The organism is Micromonospora sp. CP22 (assembly GCF_009712475.1).
Lineage (GTDB): Bacteria > Actinomycetota > Actinomycetes > Mycobacteriales > Micromonosporaceae > Micromonospora.
The window spans coordinates 1-20,051 of the sequence record NZ_VCJO01000019.1 but is presented as its reverse complement, the minus strand read 5'-3'; the positions used below and the strand labels follow the sequence as shown (position 1 = coordinate 20,051).

7 protein-coding genes are annotated in these 20,051 nt (G+C 70.4%); all 7 read left to right on the top strand.

Going from position 1 to position 20,051, the window contains the following annotated elements:
- Window positions 1-7: 7 nt before the first annotated feature.
- A complete protein-coding gene (locus tag FF096_RS22590; RefSeq protein ID WP_375335374.1) occupies window positions 8-262 on the top strand; it encodes an acyl carrier protein in 255 nt (84 codons plus the stop codon).
- Window positions 259-1,614 (top strand): condensation domain-containing protein, encoded by a 1,356-nt coding sequence (locus FF096_RS22585; protein ID WP_155221568.1) that lies wholly within the window; start codon window positions 259-261, stop codon window positions 1,612-1,614. Before FF096_RS22590 ends, FF096_RS22585 begins: the two co-directional genes overlap by 4 nt.
- A gap of 149 nt (window positions 1,615-1,763) precedes the next feature.
- Window positions 1,764-2,780, top strand: a complete 1,017-nt coding sequence (gene sbnA, locus FF096_RS22580; RefSeq protein WP_375335373.1) for a 2,3-diaminopropionate biosynthesis protein SbnA — start codon at window positions 1,764-1,766, stop codon at window positions 2,778-2,780.
- Window positions 2,774-3,808, top strand: coding sequence for a 2,3-diaminopropionate biosynthesis protein SbnB (gene sbnB / locus FF096_RS22575; protein WP_155221567.1), 1,035 nt, complete (start codon window positions 2,774-2,776; stop codon window positions 3,806-3,808). Before sbnA ends, sbnB begins: the two co-directional genes overlap by 7 nt.
- On the top strand, window positions 3,805-4,011 hold the full coding sequence (locus tag FF096_RS22570) for an MbtH family NRPS accessory protein (protein ID WP_155221566.1): 207 nt from the start codon (window positions 3,805-3,807) through the stop codon (window positions 4,009-4,011). Before sbnB ends, FF096_RS22570 begins: the two co-directional genes overlap by 4 nt.
- Before the next feature lie 50 nt (window positions 4,012-4,061).
- Window positions 4,062-9,056, top strand: a complete 4,995-nt coding sequence (locus FF096_RS22565; protein ID WP_230462863.1) for a non-ribosomal peptide synthetase — start codon at window positions 4,062-4,064, stop codon at window positions 9,054-9,056.
- A gap of 133 nt (window positions 9,057-9,189) precedes the next feature.
- Window positions 9,190-20,051, top strand: a 10,862-nt coding sequence (locus FF096_RS22560; RefSeq protein ID WP_155221565.1) for a non-ribosomal peptide synthetase, incomplete at its 3' end; no start/stop codon positions are given.

Below are 20,051 nucleotides of genomic sequence, written 5' to 3'. Positions count from 1 at the left end.
CATGACCATGACCATCGCTGTTGACCAGGTGTTCCCGGACGTCGTGCGGCTCACCCGCAAACTGATGACCGAGAACGTCGACCGGCAGATCAACCCGGGGGACGCCTTCGTCGACCTCGGCCTGGACAGCCTCAAACTGGTCGACCTGCTCGCCGCCGTGGAGAACCACTTCGACATCGAGGTGCCCGACGAGGAGGTCGGCAACTTCGCGAAGGTCCAGGACATCACGGACTTCGTCCTCGCCGCCAGGTCCTCGATGTGACCGAGGACGTCCGGCAGTTGTCGGTCGGGCAGCGCGCGCTGTGGCTGGTCCAGCGGCTCGCGCCGGATAGCGCGGCCAGCAACGTGGTGCACGGTCTGTACGTCGAGCCGGCACTCGATCCCGATCTGGTGCGCCGGGCGTTGACCGTGGTGCGGTCCCGCCACGACCTGCTCCGATCCCGGTTCGTGCAGACGGACCACGGGCCGGTGCGGGTCGTGGACCGCGACCCACCCACCGAGGTCGAGGTGCACGACGTGCCCGACCTGGACGACGACGGGCTGCTGCGCCGGTGCAAGAAACTCGGCGACCAGCCGCTGCGGCTGGGCGACGACGGCCCGCTGCGGGCGGCGCTGCTGCGGCGGCGGACCGACTGCGTCCTGGTGGTGGTCGTCCACCACATCGCCACCGACTTCCACTCGCAGCGCATCGTCTGGCAGGAGCTGGCCGAGGTGTACGCCGCGTTGCGGGCCGGACGGCCGGTGGAGTTGCCGCCGGTCGGCGGCACCTACGACGACTTCCTGGCCCGGCAGCAGGCGGCGCTCTCCGGCGAGCGTGGCGAGCGGCTACGGGCGTACTGGGACCGGGTCTGCGACGGTGCCACGGCGGTGACCCTGCCGACCGACCGCCCCCGCCCGCCGGTGCGCTCGTTCCGGGGCGGCGCGTTCAGCCAGCCGCTGCCGGACGACCTCGTCGTCGGGTTGCGGCAGGCCGCCGCCACGGCCGGAGTCACGCCGTACAGCGTGGTGCTCGCCGCGTTCCAGGCCACGATGTACCGCTACAGCGGGCTGGGCGAGTTCACCGTCGGGTGTCCCGCCACGCTGCGTCGGGGGCGGGCGCTGCGTGGGGTGGTCGGACTGTTGGTCAACACGATCGCGTTGCGCGGCTCGTTCGACACGGGCACCACCTTCGCCGAGGCGATCGCCGCCGCGAGTCGGCAACTGACCGACGGGGTGGCGCACGCGGCCTACCCGTTCCCGCTGGTCCAGGCGAGCCGACGCAGCCAGGGGCCGGTGGTACGGGTGACCGTCACGCTGCTCGCGCACCAGCACGACGACGACTTCACCTACGAGCGCCACCCGTTCGTCGGGCACCGGGTCCGGCTCCTGGACATCCCGTACGACGAGGGTCAGTTCGACCTCTCGGCGACCCTCACGCAGTACAACGACGGCCGGATCGAGGCCGAGTTCGGCTACGACGTCGACCTGTTCGACGAGCCGACCGTGCGGCGGTTGGCCCGGCACTTCCTCCAGATGCTGCGGGTGGCCTGCACGGCACCGCAGACCGTGGTGTCCCGCGCGCCGATGGTCGACGAGACGGAACTGCGCGACCTGCTGGCGCTGGGCGCGCGATAGACCCGGTGGTGAGCGGTCCGGCCAGCCGGGTCGGGCCGTCGCCACTCGGGCCGGAGCCGGTCGGTGCACCCCCGTCACCGGCCGGCTCCGGAACCGCGTGAGCGGCGAGGCACCGGTATAGGGCCCGTATAGCCCTGATTGACAACGTCATGGCACTGGAAAGGCCACTTGTGGAGGGAGGAACGGTGCGTGAGGGCATCCTCTCGACGATCGGGAACACGCCGCTGGTCCAGTTGGTCCGGCTGTTCCCGGACTCTCCCTCTCGGATATTCGTGAAGCTGGAGCGCTTCAACCCCGGCGGCAGCATCAAGGACCGCACCGCGCTGAGCATGCTGCGCGGCAAGATCGAGTCGGGTGAGCTGGTGCCCGGCCGGTCGGTGGTGATCGAGTCCAGCTCGGGCAACCTGGCCATCGGCCTCGCCCAGGTGTGCGCGTACTACGCGATCCGGTTCATCTGCGTGGTCGACCCGAAGACCACCCGTCAGAACCTCGCCATCCTGCACGCGTACCGCGCGGAGATCGAGATGGTCGAACACCCCGACCCGGTGACCGGGGAATATCTGCCCGTCCGGCAGAACCGGGTCCGCGAGCTGTGCGAACGGATTCCGGACGCGTACCGCCCCGACCAGTACGCCAACCCGCTCAACGCCGCGGCGCAACGGCGCACCATGGCCGAGATCGTCACCGCGCTCGACGGGCAGGTCGACTACCTGTACTGCACCACCGGCACCTGCGGGACGCTGGTCGGCTGCGTCGGCTACCTGCGCGAGCAGGGACTGTCCACCCGGGTGGTGGCGGTGGACGCGGTGGGCAGCGCGATCTTCGGTGGTCAACCGGAGCCACGGCTGATCCCCGGTCACGGTGCGTCGATCACGCCGCCCCTGGCGGCCGACGCGGCGCCGGACGAGGTGGTGCACGTCTCGGACCTGGACTGCGTGGTCGGGTGCCGGCTGCTGCTCAACCGGGAGGCCATCCTCGCCGGTGGCTCCTCCGGTGCCACCGTCGCCGCGCTGCACCGCCGGATCGCGCAGATCCCGGCGGGGGCCACCGCCGTGCTGATCCTGCCGGACAACGGTGATCGCTATCTCGACACGATCTATTCCGATCAATGGGTGGTACGACACTTCGGAGAGATCACCCATCTGTGGAAGGACGAGTCATGCTGATCATCGGTCAGGCCGTGGTACGCGACATCCTCGACGGCGACGACGCCCGGGTCGTGGACCTGGTCCGTCAGGCGTACCTGCTGCACGAGCAGGGGCGCAGCAGTGTGCCGCACTCGGTCTTCCTGCGCTTCCCCGATCGGCCCCGCGACCGGGTCATCGGGCTGCCCGCCCACCTCGACACCGACCCGCCGGTCGCCGGCATCAAGTGGATCTCGTCCTTCCCCGGCAACCTCGCCCAGGGCCTGGAACGGGCCAGCGCGGCCATCGTGCTGAACTCGATGCGTACCGGGCATCCGGTGGCGCTGGTCGAAGGGTCGGTCGTCTCCGCCCGACGTACCGCGGCGAGCGCGGCGCTGGCGGCCGACCTGCTCACCACGCACCGTCGCCCGGACGGTCTGGCCCTGATCGGCTGCGGTCTGATCAACCAGCAGGTGCTGCGGTTCGTCGCCGGCACCGTCGCCCCGCCACCGGCGCTCACCCTGTTCGACACGGACCCGGCGCGGGCGGCGGCGTTCGCCGAGGCGGCCCGCGCGTTGCTGCCGGAGGTGCCCACGACGCTGGCCCGCACCGCCGAGGAGGCGCTGGCCGCGCACCGGTTGGTCGCCATCGCCACCACCGCCACCGCCCCCCACCTCGACCTGGACGCCTGCCGTCCGGGCACGGTGCTGCTGCACCTGTCCCTGCGTGACCTGCGGCCCGAGGCGGTGCTGGCGGCCCGCAACGTGGTCGACGACGCCGACCACGTCTGCCGCGAGCACACCTCACTGCACCTGGCCGAACAGCTCACCGGCGGGCGGGACTTCGTCCACGCCACGATCGGCGGGCTGGCCGGCGGCCAGGTCCGGCTGCCCGACGACGACAGGCCGGTGGTGGTGTCCCCGTTCGGCCTCGGGGTGCTGGACCTCGCCGTGGCCGAGCACGTGCGGGCCACCGCTGACCGGCGGGGCCTCGGCGTACGCGTCGACGACTTCCTACCTGTGCCGGACGCCATCGGGGCGTCCGCCGGATCACCGAAGGAGTGGCAATGAGCGACGACCGCAGCTACCGAGTGGTGCTCAACGACGAGGAGCAGTACTCGGTCTGGTGGACCGACCGGGAGCCGCCGGCCGGCTGGCGGGCGGAGGGCACCGAGGGCACGCGCGAGGAGTGCCTGGCCCGGATCGGCGAACTCTGGACCGACATGCGACCGCTGAGCCTGCGCCAGCGCATGGAGTCCCAGAGCACCGCCTGAAGCCCACGAACCAACCCGACGCCCCGCCCGGTCCCCGAGGAGGAGTACCGATGAGCATCGTTCCGCTGGCGATGCCAGCAGCCATCACTCCGGGAACGAGCACGCTCTCCGAGCTGGTCGCCCGGCAGGCCGCGCTGACCCCCGCCGCCACGGCGGTGGACGGCGACACCGGGCAGCTGGACTACGCCGAGCTGGACCGGCGCGCCAACCAGCTCGGGCGGTACCTGGCCGGGCTGGGCGTCGGGCCGGAGACCCTGGTGGCGGTCAACCTCGATCGCGGCGTCGACCTGGTGGTCGCACTGCTGGGGATCTGGCGGGCCGGCGCGGCCTACCTGCCGCTGGACCCGAACCACCCGGCGCAGCGCCGACGGTGGATCCTCGACGACAGCGGTGCCGAGGTGCTGCTCACCCTGAGCACGCTCCGCGACGAGGCGGCACCCGCCCGGGTGGTGTGCCTGGACACCGAGCGGAGCCGGATCTCCGCCGCCGATACCACCGCCCCGGTACCGCTACCGGACCCGGAGTCGGTCGCCTACGCCATCTACACCTCCGGCTCCACCGGCCGCCCCAAGGGGGTGCTGATCACCCACCGGGGCATCGCGAACCGGGTGACCTGGACGATCCGGGAACACGGCCTCGGCCCCGCCGACCGGGTGTTGCAGAAGACCTCGGTCAGTTTCGACGCGGCGGGATGGGAGTTCTTCGCCCCGCTGGCCAGCGGCGGCACCGTGGTGCTGGCGCCCCCCGACGCGCACCGCGATCCGGGCGCCCTCGTCGCCGCCGTCGCCCGGCACCGGATCACCGTCCTACAGGGCGTGCCGACGGTGTACGGGCGGCTGGTCGACGAGCCCGGCTGGGCCGACTGCACCAGCCTGCGGCTGATCTTCTCGGCGGGTGAACCGCTGCACGCCGAACTGTGCCGACGGCTCGCGGTCACCCCCCAGGTGCAGATCTGGAACACCTACGGCCCGACCGAGTGCGCGATCGACGTGACGGCCCACCTGGTCGATCCGGAGCAGCTGACCGGGCCGGTGCCGATCGGCCGTCCGCTGCCCGACATCCGGCTCCAGGTGCTCGACGCCGACCGGCGACCCGTGCCGGTGGGCGTGGTCGGCGAGCTGTACGTCGGTGGGGCCAACCTGGGTCGCGGCTACCTCCACCGGCCGGAGCTGACCGCCGACCAGTTCGTCCCCGACGAGTACGGCCCGCCCGGTGCCCGCCTCTACCGCACCGGCGACCAGGTCCGCTGGCGCTCCGACCGGAACCTGGAGTTCGTCGGCCGGGTCGACCACCAACTCAAGGTCAACGGCGTCCGGATCGAACCGGCCGAGGTGGAGGCGGTGCTCGCCGGGCATCCGGACGTCCGCGCGTCGGTGGTGGTGGGCCACACCGACCCGGCGGGTCGTCGGCAGCTCGCCGCGTACGTCGTCGGGCGACCGGCACCCACCCCGGCGCAGCTGCGCGCCTTCTGCGTGGGCCGCCTGCCCGAGGCGCTGGTACCCGTGGTGTTCCAACCGCTCGCGGACCTTCCCCGCACCCCCAGCGGCAAGGTCGACCGGTCGGCGTTGCCGCCCATCGAGCCGGTCGACCGGGCGGCACTGCGACCACCGACGACCCGTGCGGAACGGACCGTCGCCGCCGTCTGGCGGGACCTGCTCGGCGTCGACGAGATCGGGGTCGACGACGACTTCTACCAGCTCGGCGGCTCCTCGCTGGAGACGCTGGCACTGGAAAGCCGGCTCAGCGCGGCGGCGGGCGGCACCGTGGCGCTGCGGGACCTGCTCACCGCGACCACCGTGGCCGCCCAGGCCCGGCTGCTGGACGCCGCCGCACCGGCCGTGCCCGTGCTGCCGGTGGGGCGTGAGCGACCCCTGCCGCTCTCCGCCGCGCAGCAACGACTCTGGATGCTCGACAAGCTCGACCCGGGCAGCCGGGAGTGGGTCGTCCCGATCTACGTGCGGCTGCCCGCCACCGTCCACCCGGACCACGTGGTCGCCGCCCTGTCCGCCCTGGAGGCGCGACACGAGCCGCTGCGCACCCGCTACCTGGTCGTCGACGGGGTGCCCCGGCAGCAGGTCGTGCCGCCGGCACCGGCCGCCGTCGAGGTGCGCGACGTCAGCCAGGGCGGGCTGGCCGAGTTGGTCTCGGCGCAGCTCGGCGAAGGCTTCGACCTGGGTGCCGGACGGCTGTGGCGGGCCGCGCTGGCCACCGCGTCCGGTCAGGACCACCTGCTGGTGATGGCCGTGCACCACATCGCCTCCGACGCCGGTACCGCCCTGATCCTCGAACGGGATCTGCGGGAACTGTGCCTGGCCACGGCCGCCGGACGCCCCGCCGAGTTGCCGCAGCTGCCGGTGCAGTACGCCGACTACGCCGTCTGGCAGCACCAGCAGCTCACCGACGAGGTGGTCGAGCGGGAGCTGACGTACTGGCGGGACACCCTCGCCGGGCTGCCCGAGTTGCCGCTGCCGCTGGACCGCCCGCGACCCGCCGAACGGGACGCGCGCGGCGAGATGCTCGCTTTCACGGTGCCGGCGGAGGTCGCCGACGCCCTCACCGACCTGGCGCGCCGCTGCGCGGTCACCCCGTTCGTCGCGCTGCTCACCGGCTTCGCCACCCTGCTGGCCCGGTACGGCGGGCAGTGGGACGTGCCGGTCGGCGTGCCCACCTCCGGGCATCGGCCGCCCGAGGCCGACCAGATCGCCGGGATCTTCCTCAACCCGGTGGTGCTGCGCTGCACGCTCGATCCGGCTGCTGACGTGGTGCGGGCGCTGCGGCGGGTCGCCGATGTGGTCGGTGCCGCCCTGGCGCACCAGGACCTGCCCTTCGACCGGGTGGTGGACGACCTGCTCGGCCGGCGGGATCTCTCCCGCACCCCGCTCTACCAGGTGATGCTCAACTACCAGGAGGGTGGCATCACCGGCTCGGTCGCCGAGGACCCGGTCGCGGTCGACGCGCTGCGGCGGGCCTCCACGGTGGCCAAGACGGACCTGACCGTGCACCTCTGGCCGCAGCCCGACGGCTCGCTCGCCGGGGCGGTGGAGTACGCCACCGCGTTGTTCGACGAGTCCACCGTACGACGGCTGGCCGACCATCTCGTCCGGCTGTGGCAGGACGCCGCCACCCGTCCCGACGTACGCCTCGACGAACTCGACCCGTTCACCGCCGAGGAGCGACACCGGCTGCTGCACGAGTGGAACGGGCCGACGGTGCCCCGTCCGGCCACCACCGTGGTCGACCTGTTCGAGGCACGGCTGGCCGCGTCACCGCAGGCCGTGGCGCTGCGCCAGGGCGAGGCGGTGACCACCTACGCCGAACTGGACGGCCGGGCCAACCAGTTCGCCCATCACCTGCGCCGCTCCGGCGTGGCGCCGGGCGCGGTCGTCGCGGTGCTGCTGGATCGTGGTCCGGACCTGGTCGCCGCGATCCTGGGTTGTTGGAAGGCGGGCACCACGTGTCTTCCGCTCGACCCCTCGTATCCCGCCGAACGGATCGGCTACCTGCTCGCCACCGCCGACGTCGGTCTCGCCGTCACCGACGCACGGTACGCCGAGCGGTTCGAGGTGCCGACGCTCCAGGTGGACACCCATCGGCTCTTGATCAGCGCCGAGTCGACCGACCCGCCGCCCCGTGACCTCGATCCGGCGCAGTCGGCGTACGTGCTGTTCACCTCCGGGTCGACCGGTCGACCCAAGGGAGTGTTGCTCTCCCACACCGCGATCACGAACTTCCTCGCCTGCGCGACGGAGACCGAGGCGCTCGGCGACCGGGGTGGACGCCCGACCGGTGGCGGCGCGCCACTCTTCTCCACCATCGCCTTCGACCTGTCGATCTCCAACCTCTGGGGTCCGCTGGTGGCCGGTCGGCCGGTGACCCTGCTTCCCCAGGAGTTCGACCTCACCGACCTCGGCCGACTGCTGCTGGCCTCCGGGCCGTACGACCGGTTCATCATGACGCCCCCGCACCTGGAACTCCTCGCCGGCCAGATCGACCGGGAGCAGGCGCAGCGGTTGGCCGGCCAGCTCTGGGTGGCCGGTGGGGTGCTCAGCAAGTCGGTGGCGAACCGGTGGTGGCGACTGCTCGGCCCCGGTGGCCTGATCAACTCGTACGGTCCGACCGAGACCACGGTGATCATGTCGGCCTATCCGGTGGAGACCGAGCAGCATACCGAGATCGTGTCGATCGGCCGGCCGATGGCGAACACCGTGGTGCGGATCCTGGACGACGAGATGCGGCTGCTGCCGGTCGGCGCGGTAGGTGAGCTGTACATCGGCGGTGCCTGCCTGGCCACCGGCTACGTGGGTCAGCCGGAGTTGACCGCCGACCGTTTCGTGCCGGACCCCTTCGGACCGCCGGGCGCGCGCCTCTACCGCAGCGGCGACCTGGGGCGTTGGCAGCCCGACGGCACGATGGCCTTCGTCGGCCGGGTGGACGACCAGGTCAAGGTCCGCGGCTACCGGATCGAACCCGGCGAGGTGGGCGCCGTCCTGCTCGAGCATCCGGGCGTACGCGAGTGTGTGGTCCTCGCCCACCAGGACCGCCTGGTCGCCTTCTACACCGGCGATGCCGCCGACCTGCCCGCGCACTGCGCCCGCCAGCTGCCCGACTTCATGGTGCCGAGCCTGTTCGTGCCGGTGGAACGGATACCGCTCAACGCCAACGGCAAGGTCGACCGGGAGGCCCTGCGCCGCCGGCTCGACGCGGCCCTCGCCGACGGCACCGCGGACACCACCGAGTTCGTCGACCCCGAGAGCACGCTGGAGAAACGGATCGCCGCCGTGTGGTCGCAGCTGCTGGACGCGCGGATCGGTGTCACGCACAACTTCTTCCTCCTGGGCGGGCACTCGGTTCTCGCCGCCCGGCTGATCGGCGAGTTGCAGGACGAGTTCGACCTCGACCTGCCGATCCGCCTGGTGTTCGAGCACCCCACGGTGCGCGCCCAGGCGATCGCCATCGAAGACCTGATCCGAGCCGAGGTCGACGCCCTGGACGACGCCGCCCTGGACGACGCCGCCGCTCTCGACCTGACGCGACCCGGGCACTGAGCGGCGTAGCCGCCTCGTCCGCCCTGCCGCAGACCAGACCAGACCTGCCCGCAGACCAGCTCTGCCCGCCCCCTTTGCACTAGTTCCGCCTTCTTCGCCCGCTCACCGGCGGGTTATTCACGGAGGGAATCCGATGACCAGCACCGCCAACGAGCCGAACCTGCGTGAAGAACTCGTCCAGCGTCGGCTGGCCGGCCGTCGTACCGCCCGCCGCAGCCGGATTCCGGCCGTGGACCGCTCGGGTCTGCTGCCGCTGTCCCACGGGCAGCAGCAGATGTGGTTCCTCAACCGGATGGACCCGACCAGCGCGGAGTACCTGGTCTCCTGTGCGCTGCGGCTGCGCGGCGACCTCGACGTCACCGCGCTGGGAGGCGCCCTGGACGCCCTCGTCGCCCGGCACGAGATCCTGCGCACCCGCTACGCGCTCGCCGGTGACGCACCGGTGCAGGTGATCGACCCGGCGGCCCACCTCGAGCTGTCCGAGGTGGACCTGACCGCCCACCCGGCCGCCGAGCGGGCGGTAGCGCTCACCGAGGTCCTCGCCGAGGCCGCCTCGGTCGGATTCGACCTCGCCCAGGAGTGGCCGGTCCGGGCGCTGCTGGTCCGGCTGGCCGCCGACGAGCACGTGCTGGCGCTGGTGCTGCACCACATCGCCTGCGACGCCCCGTCGGTGGCGGTGCTCACCAACGAGCTGGCCGAGCTGTACGCCGCCCTCAGCGGCGGCACCGAGCCTCGGCTGCCGGCCCCCGCCGTACAGTTCGCCGACTTCGCCTCCTGGCAGCGGGGTCGGCTGCACGACAAGGCCGTCACCCGGTCCCTCGACTACTGGCGGAACCAACTCGCCGGGCTGACTCCGGTGGAACTGCCGGTCGACCGTACCCGCCCGAAGCGGCGCGACTGGCGTGGCTCGTCGGTTCCCTTCACGCTGACCGCCGAGGTCGGCGACGCGCTGCGTGCGGCGGCCCGCGACGCCGGTACCACCGTCTTCGTCTCGCTGCTCAGCGGATTCCAGGTGCTGTTGTCCCGCTACACCGGACGGACCGACCTCGCCGTCGGCACGGTGTCGTCGGCGCGTAGCCGCTCAGAACTGCGCGACCTGGTCGGTTACGGCATCGACAACCTGGTGCTGCGGGGACGGTGGGAGGGCGACCCGACGTTCGCCGCCCTGCTGGAGCAGAACCGGACCACGGTGCTGGACGCGTTCGACCACGCGGACGCGCCGTTCGCCGTGCTGGTCGACGAGCTGGAACCGGAGCGCGACCTCTCCCGTACCCCCCTCTACCAGGTCGCGTTCACCCTCCAGAGCGACCCGCCGAGCACCACCTGGCCCGGCGGTCTGAGCGTGGAACCGGTGGAGTTGCCGCTGCACTCGGCCAAGGTGGACCTCACCCTGCACGTGGTCGAGGGCGTCGACGGCGGACTGCGCGGCCGGTTGGAGTACGCCACCGCCCTGTTCGACACCGCCACCGTCGAGCGGATGGCCGAGCACCTGGTGCGACTGTACGAGCAGGTGGCGGCGGAGCCGACCGCCCGCCTGTCCGACCTGAGCCTGCTCGGCGAGGCCGAGCAGGCCATGGTGACCCGGGGCCCGCTCACCGCCGACCCGGTCACCGGGACCGTGCACGGGCGGTTCGAACAACTCGTGGCCGCCCGACCCGACGCCGTGGCGCTGACGGTCGGCGACACCACCCGTACCTACGCCGAGCTGAACGCCGCCGCCAACCGGCTCGCGCACTGGCTGGTCGCCCAGGGCGCCGGCCCGGAGCGGCTGGTCGGTGTCCACCTCGACCACGACGTCGAGTTGGTGCCAGCCCTGCTCGGCGTGCTCAAGTCCGGCGCGGCGTACCTGCCGCTGGACCCGACCTCACCGGACGACCGGCTCGACTTCATGATCAACGACGCGGGTGCGGAGATCGTGCTGACCACCGTCGGCGCGCGGGACCGGTTCGCCGACTTCGACGGCACCGTGGTGCTGCTGGACGACCCCGCGTTCGTCGCCGAGCTGACCGCCCAGCCGACCAGCGACCCTGCCGTGCCGATGGACGTGGACAACCTCTGCTACGTCATCTACACCTCGGGTTCCACCGGCCGCCCGAAGGGCGTCGCGGTGGCGCACCGGCAGGTGCTGCGCCTGTTCACGGTGACCGCCGAGGACTACCGGTTCGGTCCGGACGACGTGTTCGTGCTGCTGCACTCGTACGCCTTCGACTTCTCCGTCTGGGAGATCTGGGGCTGCCTGTTGCACGGTGGTCGGCTGCTGGTGCTGCCGCGTGCGGTGATCCGGTCGCCGGAGGAACTGCTCGACCAGCTGGTCGAGCACCGGGTCACGGTGCTCAGTCAGACGCCCTCGGCGTTCCGCGCCCTGGTCTGCCTGGCGGCCGACGGCGACCCCCGGGTGGACCGGCTCGACCTGCGGGTGGTGACCTTCGGCGGCGAGCAGCTGGACTACGCCGAACTGACGCCCTGGGTGGCCCGCCGTGGGCTGGACGCACCCCAGCTGATCAACATGTACGGGATCACCGAGACCACCGTGCACACCACCCACCACCGCGTCGTCGACGCCGAGGTGGGCGGCACGGCCAACCCGATCGGCGCGCCGCTGTCCGACCTCTGCGTATACCTGCTCGACGCGCAGGGCCAGCCGGTTCCGATCGGGGTGCCGGGCGAGATCTACGTGGGTGGACCCGGGGTGGCGCGTGGCTATCTCGGCCGCCCCGAGCTGACCGCGCAGCGGTTCGTCCCGGACCCGTGGGGTGCGCCCGGATCCCGGCTGTACCGCAGTGGCGACCTCGCCCGGCGCAACGCGGACGGCGGGCTGGAGTTCCTCGGCCGGATCGACCACCAGGTCAAGATCCGTGGTTACCGGGTCGAGCTGGGTGAGATCGAGGCGGCGCTGACCGCGCTGCCGGGTGTCCGAGACGCGGTGGTGGTGCTGCACGAGCAGGGGCCGGGCGACCAGCGTCTGATCGCGTACCTGGTGGCCGGTGAGGACCCGGCGCTCCTGCGTCCCTCGCAGGTTCGGGCGGCGCTGGGCCGGACCCTGCCCGACTACATGATCCCCACCGCGTTCGTGCCGCTGGTCCGGATCCCGCTGACCAACAACGGCAAGCTCGACCGCGCCGCGCTGCCCTCCCCGGACCGGACGGTGGCTCCCGTCGAGCGGCCGTACGTGGCCCCGCGCACCATCGTGGAGCAGCAGCTCGCCGACGTCTGGGCCACCACCCTCGGGCTGGACCGGGTCGGTGTGCACGACGGCTTCTTCGACCTCGGCGGCGACTCCATCCGCGCGGTGGCGCTGGCCGGCGCGCTGCGCGACGCGCACCTCGACGTGGAGGTCCGGGACATCTTCGAGCGGCGTACCGTCGCCGAGCTGGCCGAACTGATCACCGCGCGCCCGGCCGCCGAGCCGGAGCCGACCGTCGCCCCGTTCGAGCTGATCAGCGCCGCCGACCGGGCCGCGTTGCCCGCCGACCTCGTGGACGCCTACCCGTGCACCCAGGGGCAGCTCGGCATGCTCGTCGAACTGCTCGCCGACACCGAGCAGAACCACTACCACAACGTGACCAGCTACCGGGTGCGCGATGCGGGAGAGTTCTCCCTGGAGGCGCTGCGCGCCGCCGCGGCGCTGTTGGTGCAACGCCACGAGGTGCTGCGGACCTCCTTCGACCTGACCAGCTACTCGGTGCCGATGCAGCTGGTGCACGCCACCGCCGAGCTGACCGTCACCCATGACCACAGCCACGCCGTCGACCAGGCCGAACTGGACCGGGAACTGCGCGACTTCATTGCCGTGGAGCGCACCCGTCTGTTCGACCTGGACCGGCCGTCGCTGCTGCGGCTGCACGCCCGGACCTGCTCCGACGGTAGCTGGTGGCTCACCCTGACCGAGTGCCACCCGATCCTGGACGGGTGGAGCTACCACTCCCTGATCATGGAGCTGGTCCGCGAGTACCACCGGATCCGCGCCGGCGAGCAGCCCACGCCGCAGCCGGTCCCGTCGGTCCGGTTCGCCGACGCCGTGGCCGCCGAACAGCGGTCGGTCACCGGTGACCTGGACCGCGAGTTCTGGCGTCGCGCCCTGGTCGGGCGGACCCGGCACGAGCTGCCGGTCGGCTGGGCCGATCCGGCAGCCCCGGAGGGGGCCAAGCACGAGCACTGGGTGCCGCTCCAGGACCTCGAATCGGCGCTGCGCGACCTCGCCCGGCGTCTCGGCGTGCCCTACAAGTCGGTCATGCTGGCGGCGCACCTGAAGGTGATGAGCCAGCTCACCGAGGCCGGCCGCTTCTACACCGGTCTGGTCTGCAACATCCGGCCCGAGGTGGCCGGTGCCGACCGGGTGTACGGCATGCACCTCAACACCGTTCCGATCGGTTACGACGGCGCACCCGCCACCTGGGAGGAGCTGATCCGGCGGACCTTCGAGGCCGAGGTGGAGCTGTGGCCGCACCGCCGCTACCCGCTGTCCACCCTGCAACGTGAGATCGGGCAGGACGCCCGGCTGCTCGACGTGCGGTTCAGCTACCACGACTTCCACCAGATCGACACCGCAGACATCGACTACGCCGAATCCATCGACGACAGCCCGACCGAGTTCCCGCTGGGTGTGTTCAGCCGGCTCGGTTTCCTGACCCTCCAGGCCAGCCGACGTCACGTCAGCCACGACGCCCTGCTCCGGTTGGGGGGGATGTATCGGGTGGTGTTGGAGGCGATGGTGGCGGATCCGGGTGGGGATGCGCGGGTGGTGTGTTTGCCGGCGGGTGAGGTGTCGGTGGTGTTGGGGGATGTGGGTGTGGGGGAGTTGGTGTCGTGGTCGGTGTTGGAGGGGTTTGAGCGTCAGGTTGTGGCGGTGCCGTCGGGTGAGGCGGTTAATGGGGTTGGGTTTGCGGAGTTGGATTCGCGGGCGGTGGGTTTTGCTCGTGGGTTGGTGTCGCGGGGTGTGGGTCGTGGCGCTGTGGTGGGGGTGTTGCTGGATCGGGGTGTTGATCTGGTGGCGGCGATGGTGGGGGTGTGGAAGGCGGGGGCGGCGTTTGTGCCGTTGGATCCGGCGTTTCCGGTGGGTCGGGTCGAGTCGATGTTGGCGGATGCGGGTGTGTCGTGTGTGGTGACGTCGGCTCGGTATGTGGATCGGTTTGCTGCTGCTGGGGTTGGGGTTCTGGCGGTGGAGGAGGTGGCCGGTTCGGATCCGGTGGGTTCGGTGGTGTTGCCGGGTGTGGTGGATCTTGATGATGTGGCTTATGTGATTTTCACGTCGGGTTCGACGGGTCGGCCGAAGGGTGTGCAGGTCACGCATCGGGGTTTGGCGAATCATGTGGCGTGGGCTGCGGGTGAGTTGGCTGGTCGTGGTTCGGCTGGTTGTGCTGTTTTCTCGTCGGTGGCTTTTGATTTGCAGGTGCCGAATGTGTGGGCGCCGTTGGTGGTGGGCCAGCGTGTGTTCATGGTGGATCAGGATGTGGATCTGGCGGAGTTGGGGGCTGTGCTGGATGGGGCTGGTCCGTTTAGTTTCTTGAAGTTGACGCCGGGTCATTTGGAGATTTTGGGTCGGCAGTTGTCGGATGACCGGTTGGCGGGTTTGGCGCCGGTGGTGGTGGTTGCTGGTGAGGGTTTGCCGGCGGCGGTGGCGAATCGTTGGCTGGGTTTGTTGGGGCCGGGGAATCTGATTAATGAGTACGGGCCGACGGAGGCGTCGGTGGGTACGTGTGTTTTTCCGGTTCGGGTTGAGCAGACGTTGCCGGTGGTGCCGATCGGTCGGGCGTTGCCGGGTGTGCGGATGTATGTGTTGGACGCGTGGATGCAGCCGGTGCCGGTGGGGGTGACCGGTGAGTTGTATGTGGGTGGTGTCGGTGTCGCGCGGGGGTATGTGGGTCAGCCGGGGTTGACGGCGGATCGGTTTGTGCCGGATCCGTTCGGTGAGCCGGGGTCGAGGTTGTATCGGACGGGGGATCTGACGCGTCGGTTGCCCGATGGTGTGGTGGAGTTCGTGGGTCGGGTGGACCACCAGGTGAAGGTGCGTGGTTACCGGATCGAGTTGGGTGAGATCGAGTCGGTGTTGACCGCGGTGGCCGGGGTGCGTGACGCGGTGGCGGTGGTGCATTCCGGTGTGGTGGGTGAGGCGCGGCTGGTCGGTTTCTATGTTCCGGAGGGTCCGGACGTGGGGCTGGTGCAGCGGGTGCGTCAGGAGTGTGCGGATCGGTTGCCGGAGTACATGATTCCGGCTGATCTGGTCGCGGTGGAGTCGATTCCGTTGAACGCGAACGGGAAGGTCGATCGGGCCGCGTTGCTGGAATCGGTGACCGTCACCGAGCGGGTGCACGTCGCTCCGCGTACGGATCTGGAAGCGCAACTGGCCGATATCTGGGCCCGGGTACTCAAACTCGACACCGTCAGCGTCCTGGACAACTTCTTCGACCTCGGCGGTCACTCGATCAGCGCCATCGCGCTGGTCGGCGCACTACGCACCGCCGGCTTCCCCGCGTCGGTCCGGGACGTCTTCGTGCACCGCACCGTGGCCGCGCTCGCCACGCACATCCAGGCGACGCAGGCCGCCGTCGAACCGCGATTCGAGCCGGTGGCTCCGTTCACGCAGCTCGACGAGGCAGACCGGGCCGCCCTGCCGACCGGCCTCGACGACGCCTACCCGATCGGCCAGGTGCAACTCGGCATGCTGGTGCAGATGCTGGCCGACACCGACCGGCACACCTACCACAACGTGTCGGCCTTCCCGATCCACGACGACCAGCCCTTCGTCCCCGACGCGCTGCGCCGTGCGGTGCAGACCGTCGTGGACCGGCACGAGATCCTGCGCACCTCCTTCGCCCTGGACGGCTACTCGGTGCCCCTGCAACTCGTGCACTCCGAGGTCCCGATCGAGGTGGCCGTGCTCGACCTGCGGGGCACGGACGCCGAGGAGGGACTCCGCGCCTACATGGCCGCCGAACGGGCCGCCCCGTTCGCGCCGGAGGAGTTCCCCCAGATCCGGGTCGCCGGCGCGATCGGCGAGGGCAACGCCTGGTGGTTCGTGCTGACCATGTCGCACGGCATCCTCGAAGGCTGGAGCCACCACTCCCTGCTGATGGAGATTCTGGACAACTACCGGCGGCTGCGGGACACCGGTTCACCCGTGCCCTTCGACGCGCTGCCGGTCCGCTACGCCGACTTCGTCGCCGCCGAACTGGCCTCCCTCGCCTCCGCCGAGGACGAGGCGTACTGGCGTGGCGTGGTCGAGTACCCGCGCTTCACCCTGCCGAGCGGCTGGGGAGCGCCGGAGAGCGACCCCGAGTTCCAGTGCGGCACCCGGGTGCCGCTGCACGACCTGCTCGACGGGCTCAAGAACCTGGCCAGCCGTACCGGCACGTCGCTGAAGAGCGTGCTGCTGGCGGCGCACCTGAAGGTGATGAGCCAGCTCACCGACCAGGACGTCTTCACCAGCGGCCTGGTGTGTCACGGCCGGCCCGAGGTGGCCGGCGCCGACCGGGTGTACGGCATGCACCTGAACACGCTGCCGTTCGTGCACCGGGGTTCCGCCGCCACCTGGGAGGAGTTGATCCGGCAGACCTTCGAGGCCGAGTTGGAGTTGTGGCCGCACCGGCACTACCCGCTGCCGGCGGTGCAGCGGTTCACCAATGGCGAGCGGCCCATCGAGATCCTGTTCAACTTCCTCGACTTCGCCCAGGTCGACACCGACCGGGTCGGCTTCGACGACGCCATCTACGAGGCGTCCAGCGAGTTCGACCTGCACGTCTCCACCCTCGACGGAACGCTGAGCATCCTCAGCCGTCCGCACGTCGTCAGCTACTCCAACGTCCTGCGGTTGGGGGGGATGTATCGGGTGGTGTTGGAGGCGATGGTGGCGGATCCGGGTGGGGATGCGCGGGTGGTGTGTTTGCCGGCGGGTGAGGTGTCGGTGGTGTTGGGGGATGTGGGTGTGGGGGAGTTGGTGTCGTGGTCGGTGTTGGAGGGGTTTGAGCGTCAGGTTGTGGCGGTGCCGTCGGGTGAGGCGGTTAATGGGGTTGGGTTTGCGGAGTTGGATTCGCGGGCGGTGGGTTTTGCTCGTGGGTTGGTGTCGCGGGGTGTGGGTCGTGGCGCTGTGGTGGGGGTGTTGCTGGATCGGGGTGTTGATCTGGTGGCGGCGATGGTGGGGGTGTGGAAGGCGGGGGCGGCGTTTGTGCCGTTGGATCCGGCGTTTCCGGTGGGTCGGGTCGAGTCGATGTTGGCGGATGCGGGTGTGTCGTGTGTGGTGACGTCGGCTCGGTATGTGGATCGGTTTGCTGCTGCTGGGGTTGGGGTTCTGGCGGTGGAGGAGGTGGCCGGTTCGGATCCGGTGGGTTCGGTGGTGTTGCCGGGTGTGGTGGATCTTGATGATGTGGCTTATGTGATTTTCACGTCGGGTTCGACGGGTCGGCCGAAGGGTGTGCAGGTCACGCATCGGGGTTTGGCGAATCATGTGGCGTGGGCTGCGGGTGAGTTGGCTGGTCGTGGTTCGGCTGGTTGTGCTGTTTTCTCGTCGGTGGCTTTTGATTTGCAGGTGCCGAATGTGTGGGCGCCGTTGGTGGTGGGCCAGCGTGTGTTCATGGTGGATCAGGATGTGGATCTGGCGGAGTTGGGGGCTGTGCTGGATGGGGCTGGTCCGTTTAGTTTCTTGAAGTTGACGCCGGGTCATTTGGAGATTTTGGGTCGGCAGTTGTCGGATGACCGGTTGGCGGGTTTGGCGCCGGTGGTGGTGGTTGCTGGTGAGGGTTTGCCGGCGGCGGTGGCGAATCGTTGGCTGGGTTTGTTGGGGCCGGGGAATCTGATTAATGAGTACGGGCCGACGGAGGCGTCGGTGGGTACGTGTGTTTTTCCGGTTCGGGTTGAGCAGACGTTGCCGGTGGTGCCGATCGGTCGGGCGTTGCCGGGTGTGCGGATGTATGTGTTGGACGCGTGGATGCAGCCGGTGCCGGTGGGGGTGACCGGTGAGTTGTATGTGGGTGGTGTCGGTGTCGCGCGGGGGTATGTGGGTCAGCCGGGGTTGACGGCGGATCGGTTTGTGCCGGATCCGTTCGGTGAGCCGGGGTCGAGGTTGTATCGGACGGGGGATCTGACGCGTCGGTTGCCCGATGGTGTGGTGGAGTTCGTGGGTCGGGTGGACCACCAGGTGAAGGTGCGTGGTTACCGGATCGAGTTGGGTGAGATCGAGTCGGTGTTGACCGCGGTGGCCGGGGTGCGTGACGCGGTGGCGGTGGTGCATTCCGGTGTGGTGGGTGAGGCGCGGCTGGTCGGTTTCTATGTTCCGGAGGGTCCGGACGTGGGGCTGGTGCAGCGGGTGCGTCAGGAGTGTGCGGATCGGTTGCCGGAGTACATGATTCCGGCTGATCTGGTCGCGGTGGAGTCGATTCCGTTGAACGCGAACGGGAAGGTCGATCGGGCCGCGTTGCTGGAATCGGTGACCGTCACCGAGCGGGTGCACGTCGCTCCGCGTACGGATCTGGAAGCGCAACTGGCCGATATCTGGGCCCGGGTACTCAAACTCGACACCGTCAGCGTCCTGGACAACTTCTTCGACCTCGGCGGCGATTCACTACGGGCGGTGGCGCTGGTCGGCGCGCTGCGGACGGCCGGGTTCGGCGTCGGCGTACGCGACGTCTTCGTGCACCGCACCGTCGCGGCGCTCGCCGGGCATCTCGAGGCCAAGCAGACGGCGACCCCCGAGCCGCAGTTCCAGCCGGTGGCCCGCTTCGCGCAACTCGACGAGGCAGACCGGGCCGCCCTGCCGACCGGCCTCGACGACGCCTACCCGATCGCCCAGGTGCAACTCGGCATGCTGGTGCAGATGCAGAAGGAGTCGCAGCGGTCCCTCTACCACATCGTCCGGTGCTTCCGGGTGCACAGCCGCCAGCCCTTCGCCGCAGACGCCCTGACCGCGGCGGTGCGGGACATCGTCGCCCGGCACGAGACCCTGCGCACCTCCTTCGCCCTGGACGGCTACTCGGTGCCCCTGCAACTCGTGCACTCCGAGGTCCCGGTCGACGTCCGGGTCCTGCGGCTGGACCCGGAGCGGGCCGAGGCGCAACTGCGTGAGCATGTCGAGGCCGAGCGCGCGCGGCCGTTCGACCCCGAGCACCCCGCTCCGCTGCTGCGGATCAGCGCCCACGTCGACACGGACGGTGGTTGGTGGCTCACTCTGGCGATCAGCCACCTGGTGACCGGTGGCTGGGACCTGAACGCGCTCCTGGCCGAGCTGCGCAGCTGCTATGAGCGGCGCTGCGTCGGCATGGCACCTGAGGCGTCGGAGCCGATCGCGGTCCGCTACGCCGACTTCGTCGCCGGTGAGCGTGCGGCGGTGGACTCCGACGCCGATCAGGCGTACTGGCGCAAAATCACTTCCGAGTACGTGAAGTTCACCCCGCCGTCCGGTTGGGGAGAGCCGGACGCGGCGCACGGCGCGGTCCTTCGACACCGGATCAGCTACCAGGACCTCGACCCGCGCATCCGGGCCCTCGCCTCGGCCTGCGAGGTGTCGCCGAAGGCGGTCCTGCACGCGGCGCACCTGAAGGTGATGAGCCAGCTCACCGACGAGCGGCGATTCCACACCGGGCTGGTGTGTGACGCGCGGCCGGAGGTGCGTGGTGCCGAGCGGGTGCACGGCATGTACATCAACATCCTGCCGTTCGGCTACGAGCGGGGTGCGCGTACCTGGCGGGAACTGGTGCGCGCGGTCTTCGACCGCGAGGCGGAGCTGTGGCCGCACCGCCGCTACCCGCTGCCCGCGGTGCACCGGCTGACCGGTGAGGACCAGCACCCGATCGACGTCGTCTTCGACTACACCGAGTTCCGGCGCGCCAACACCGACAGTGAGGAGCAGGTCGGCTTCGAGGCCGTCGCCGGTGAGGGCGGCACCGAGTTCCTCCTCCAGGTCACCGCGGCCAGCGGCTTCCTCGACCTCGTCGCGGATGCGCGGGTGTTTGGTGGTGGTGGGTTGTCGCGGTTGGCGGGGATGTTCCGGTTGGTGTTGGAGGCGAT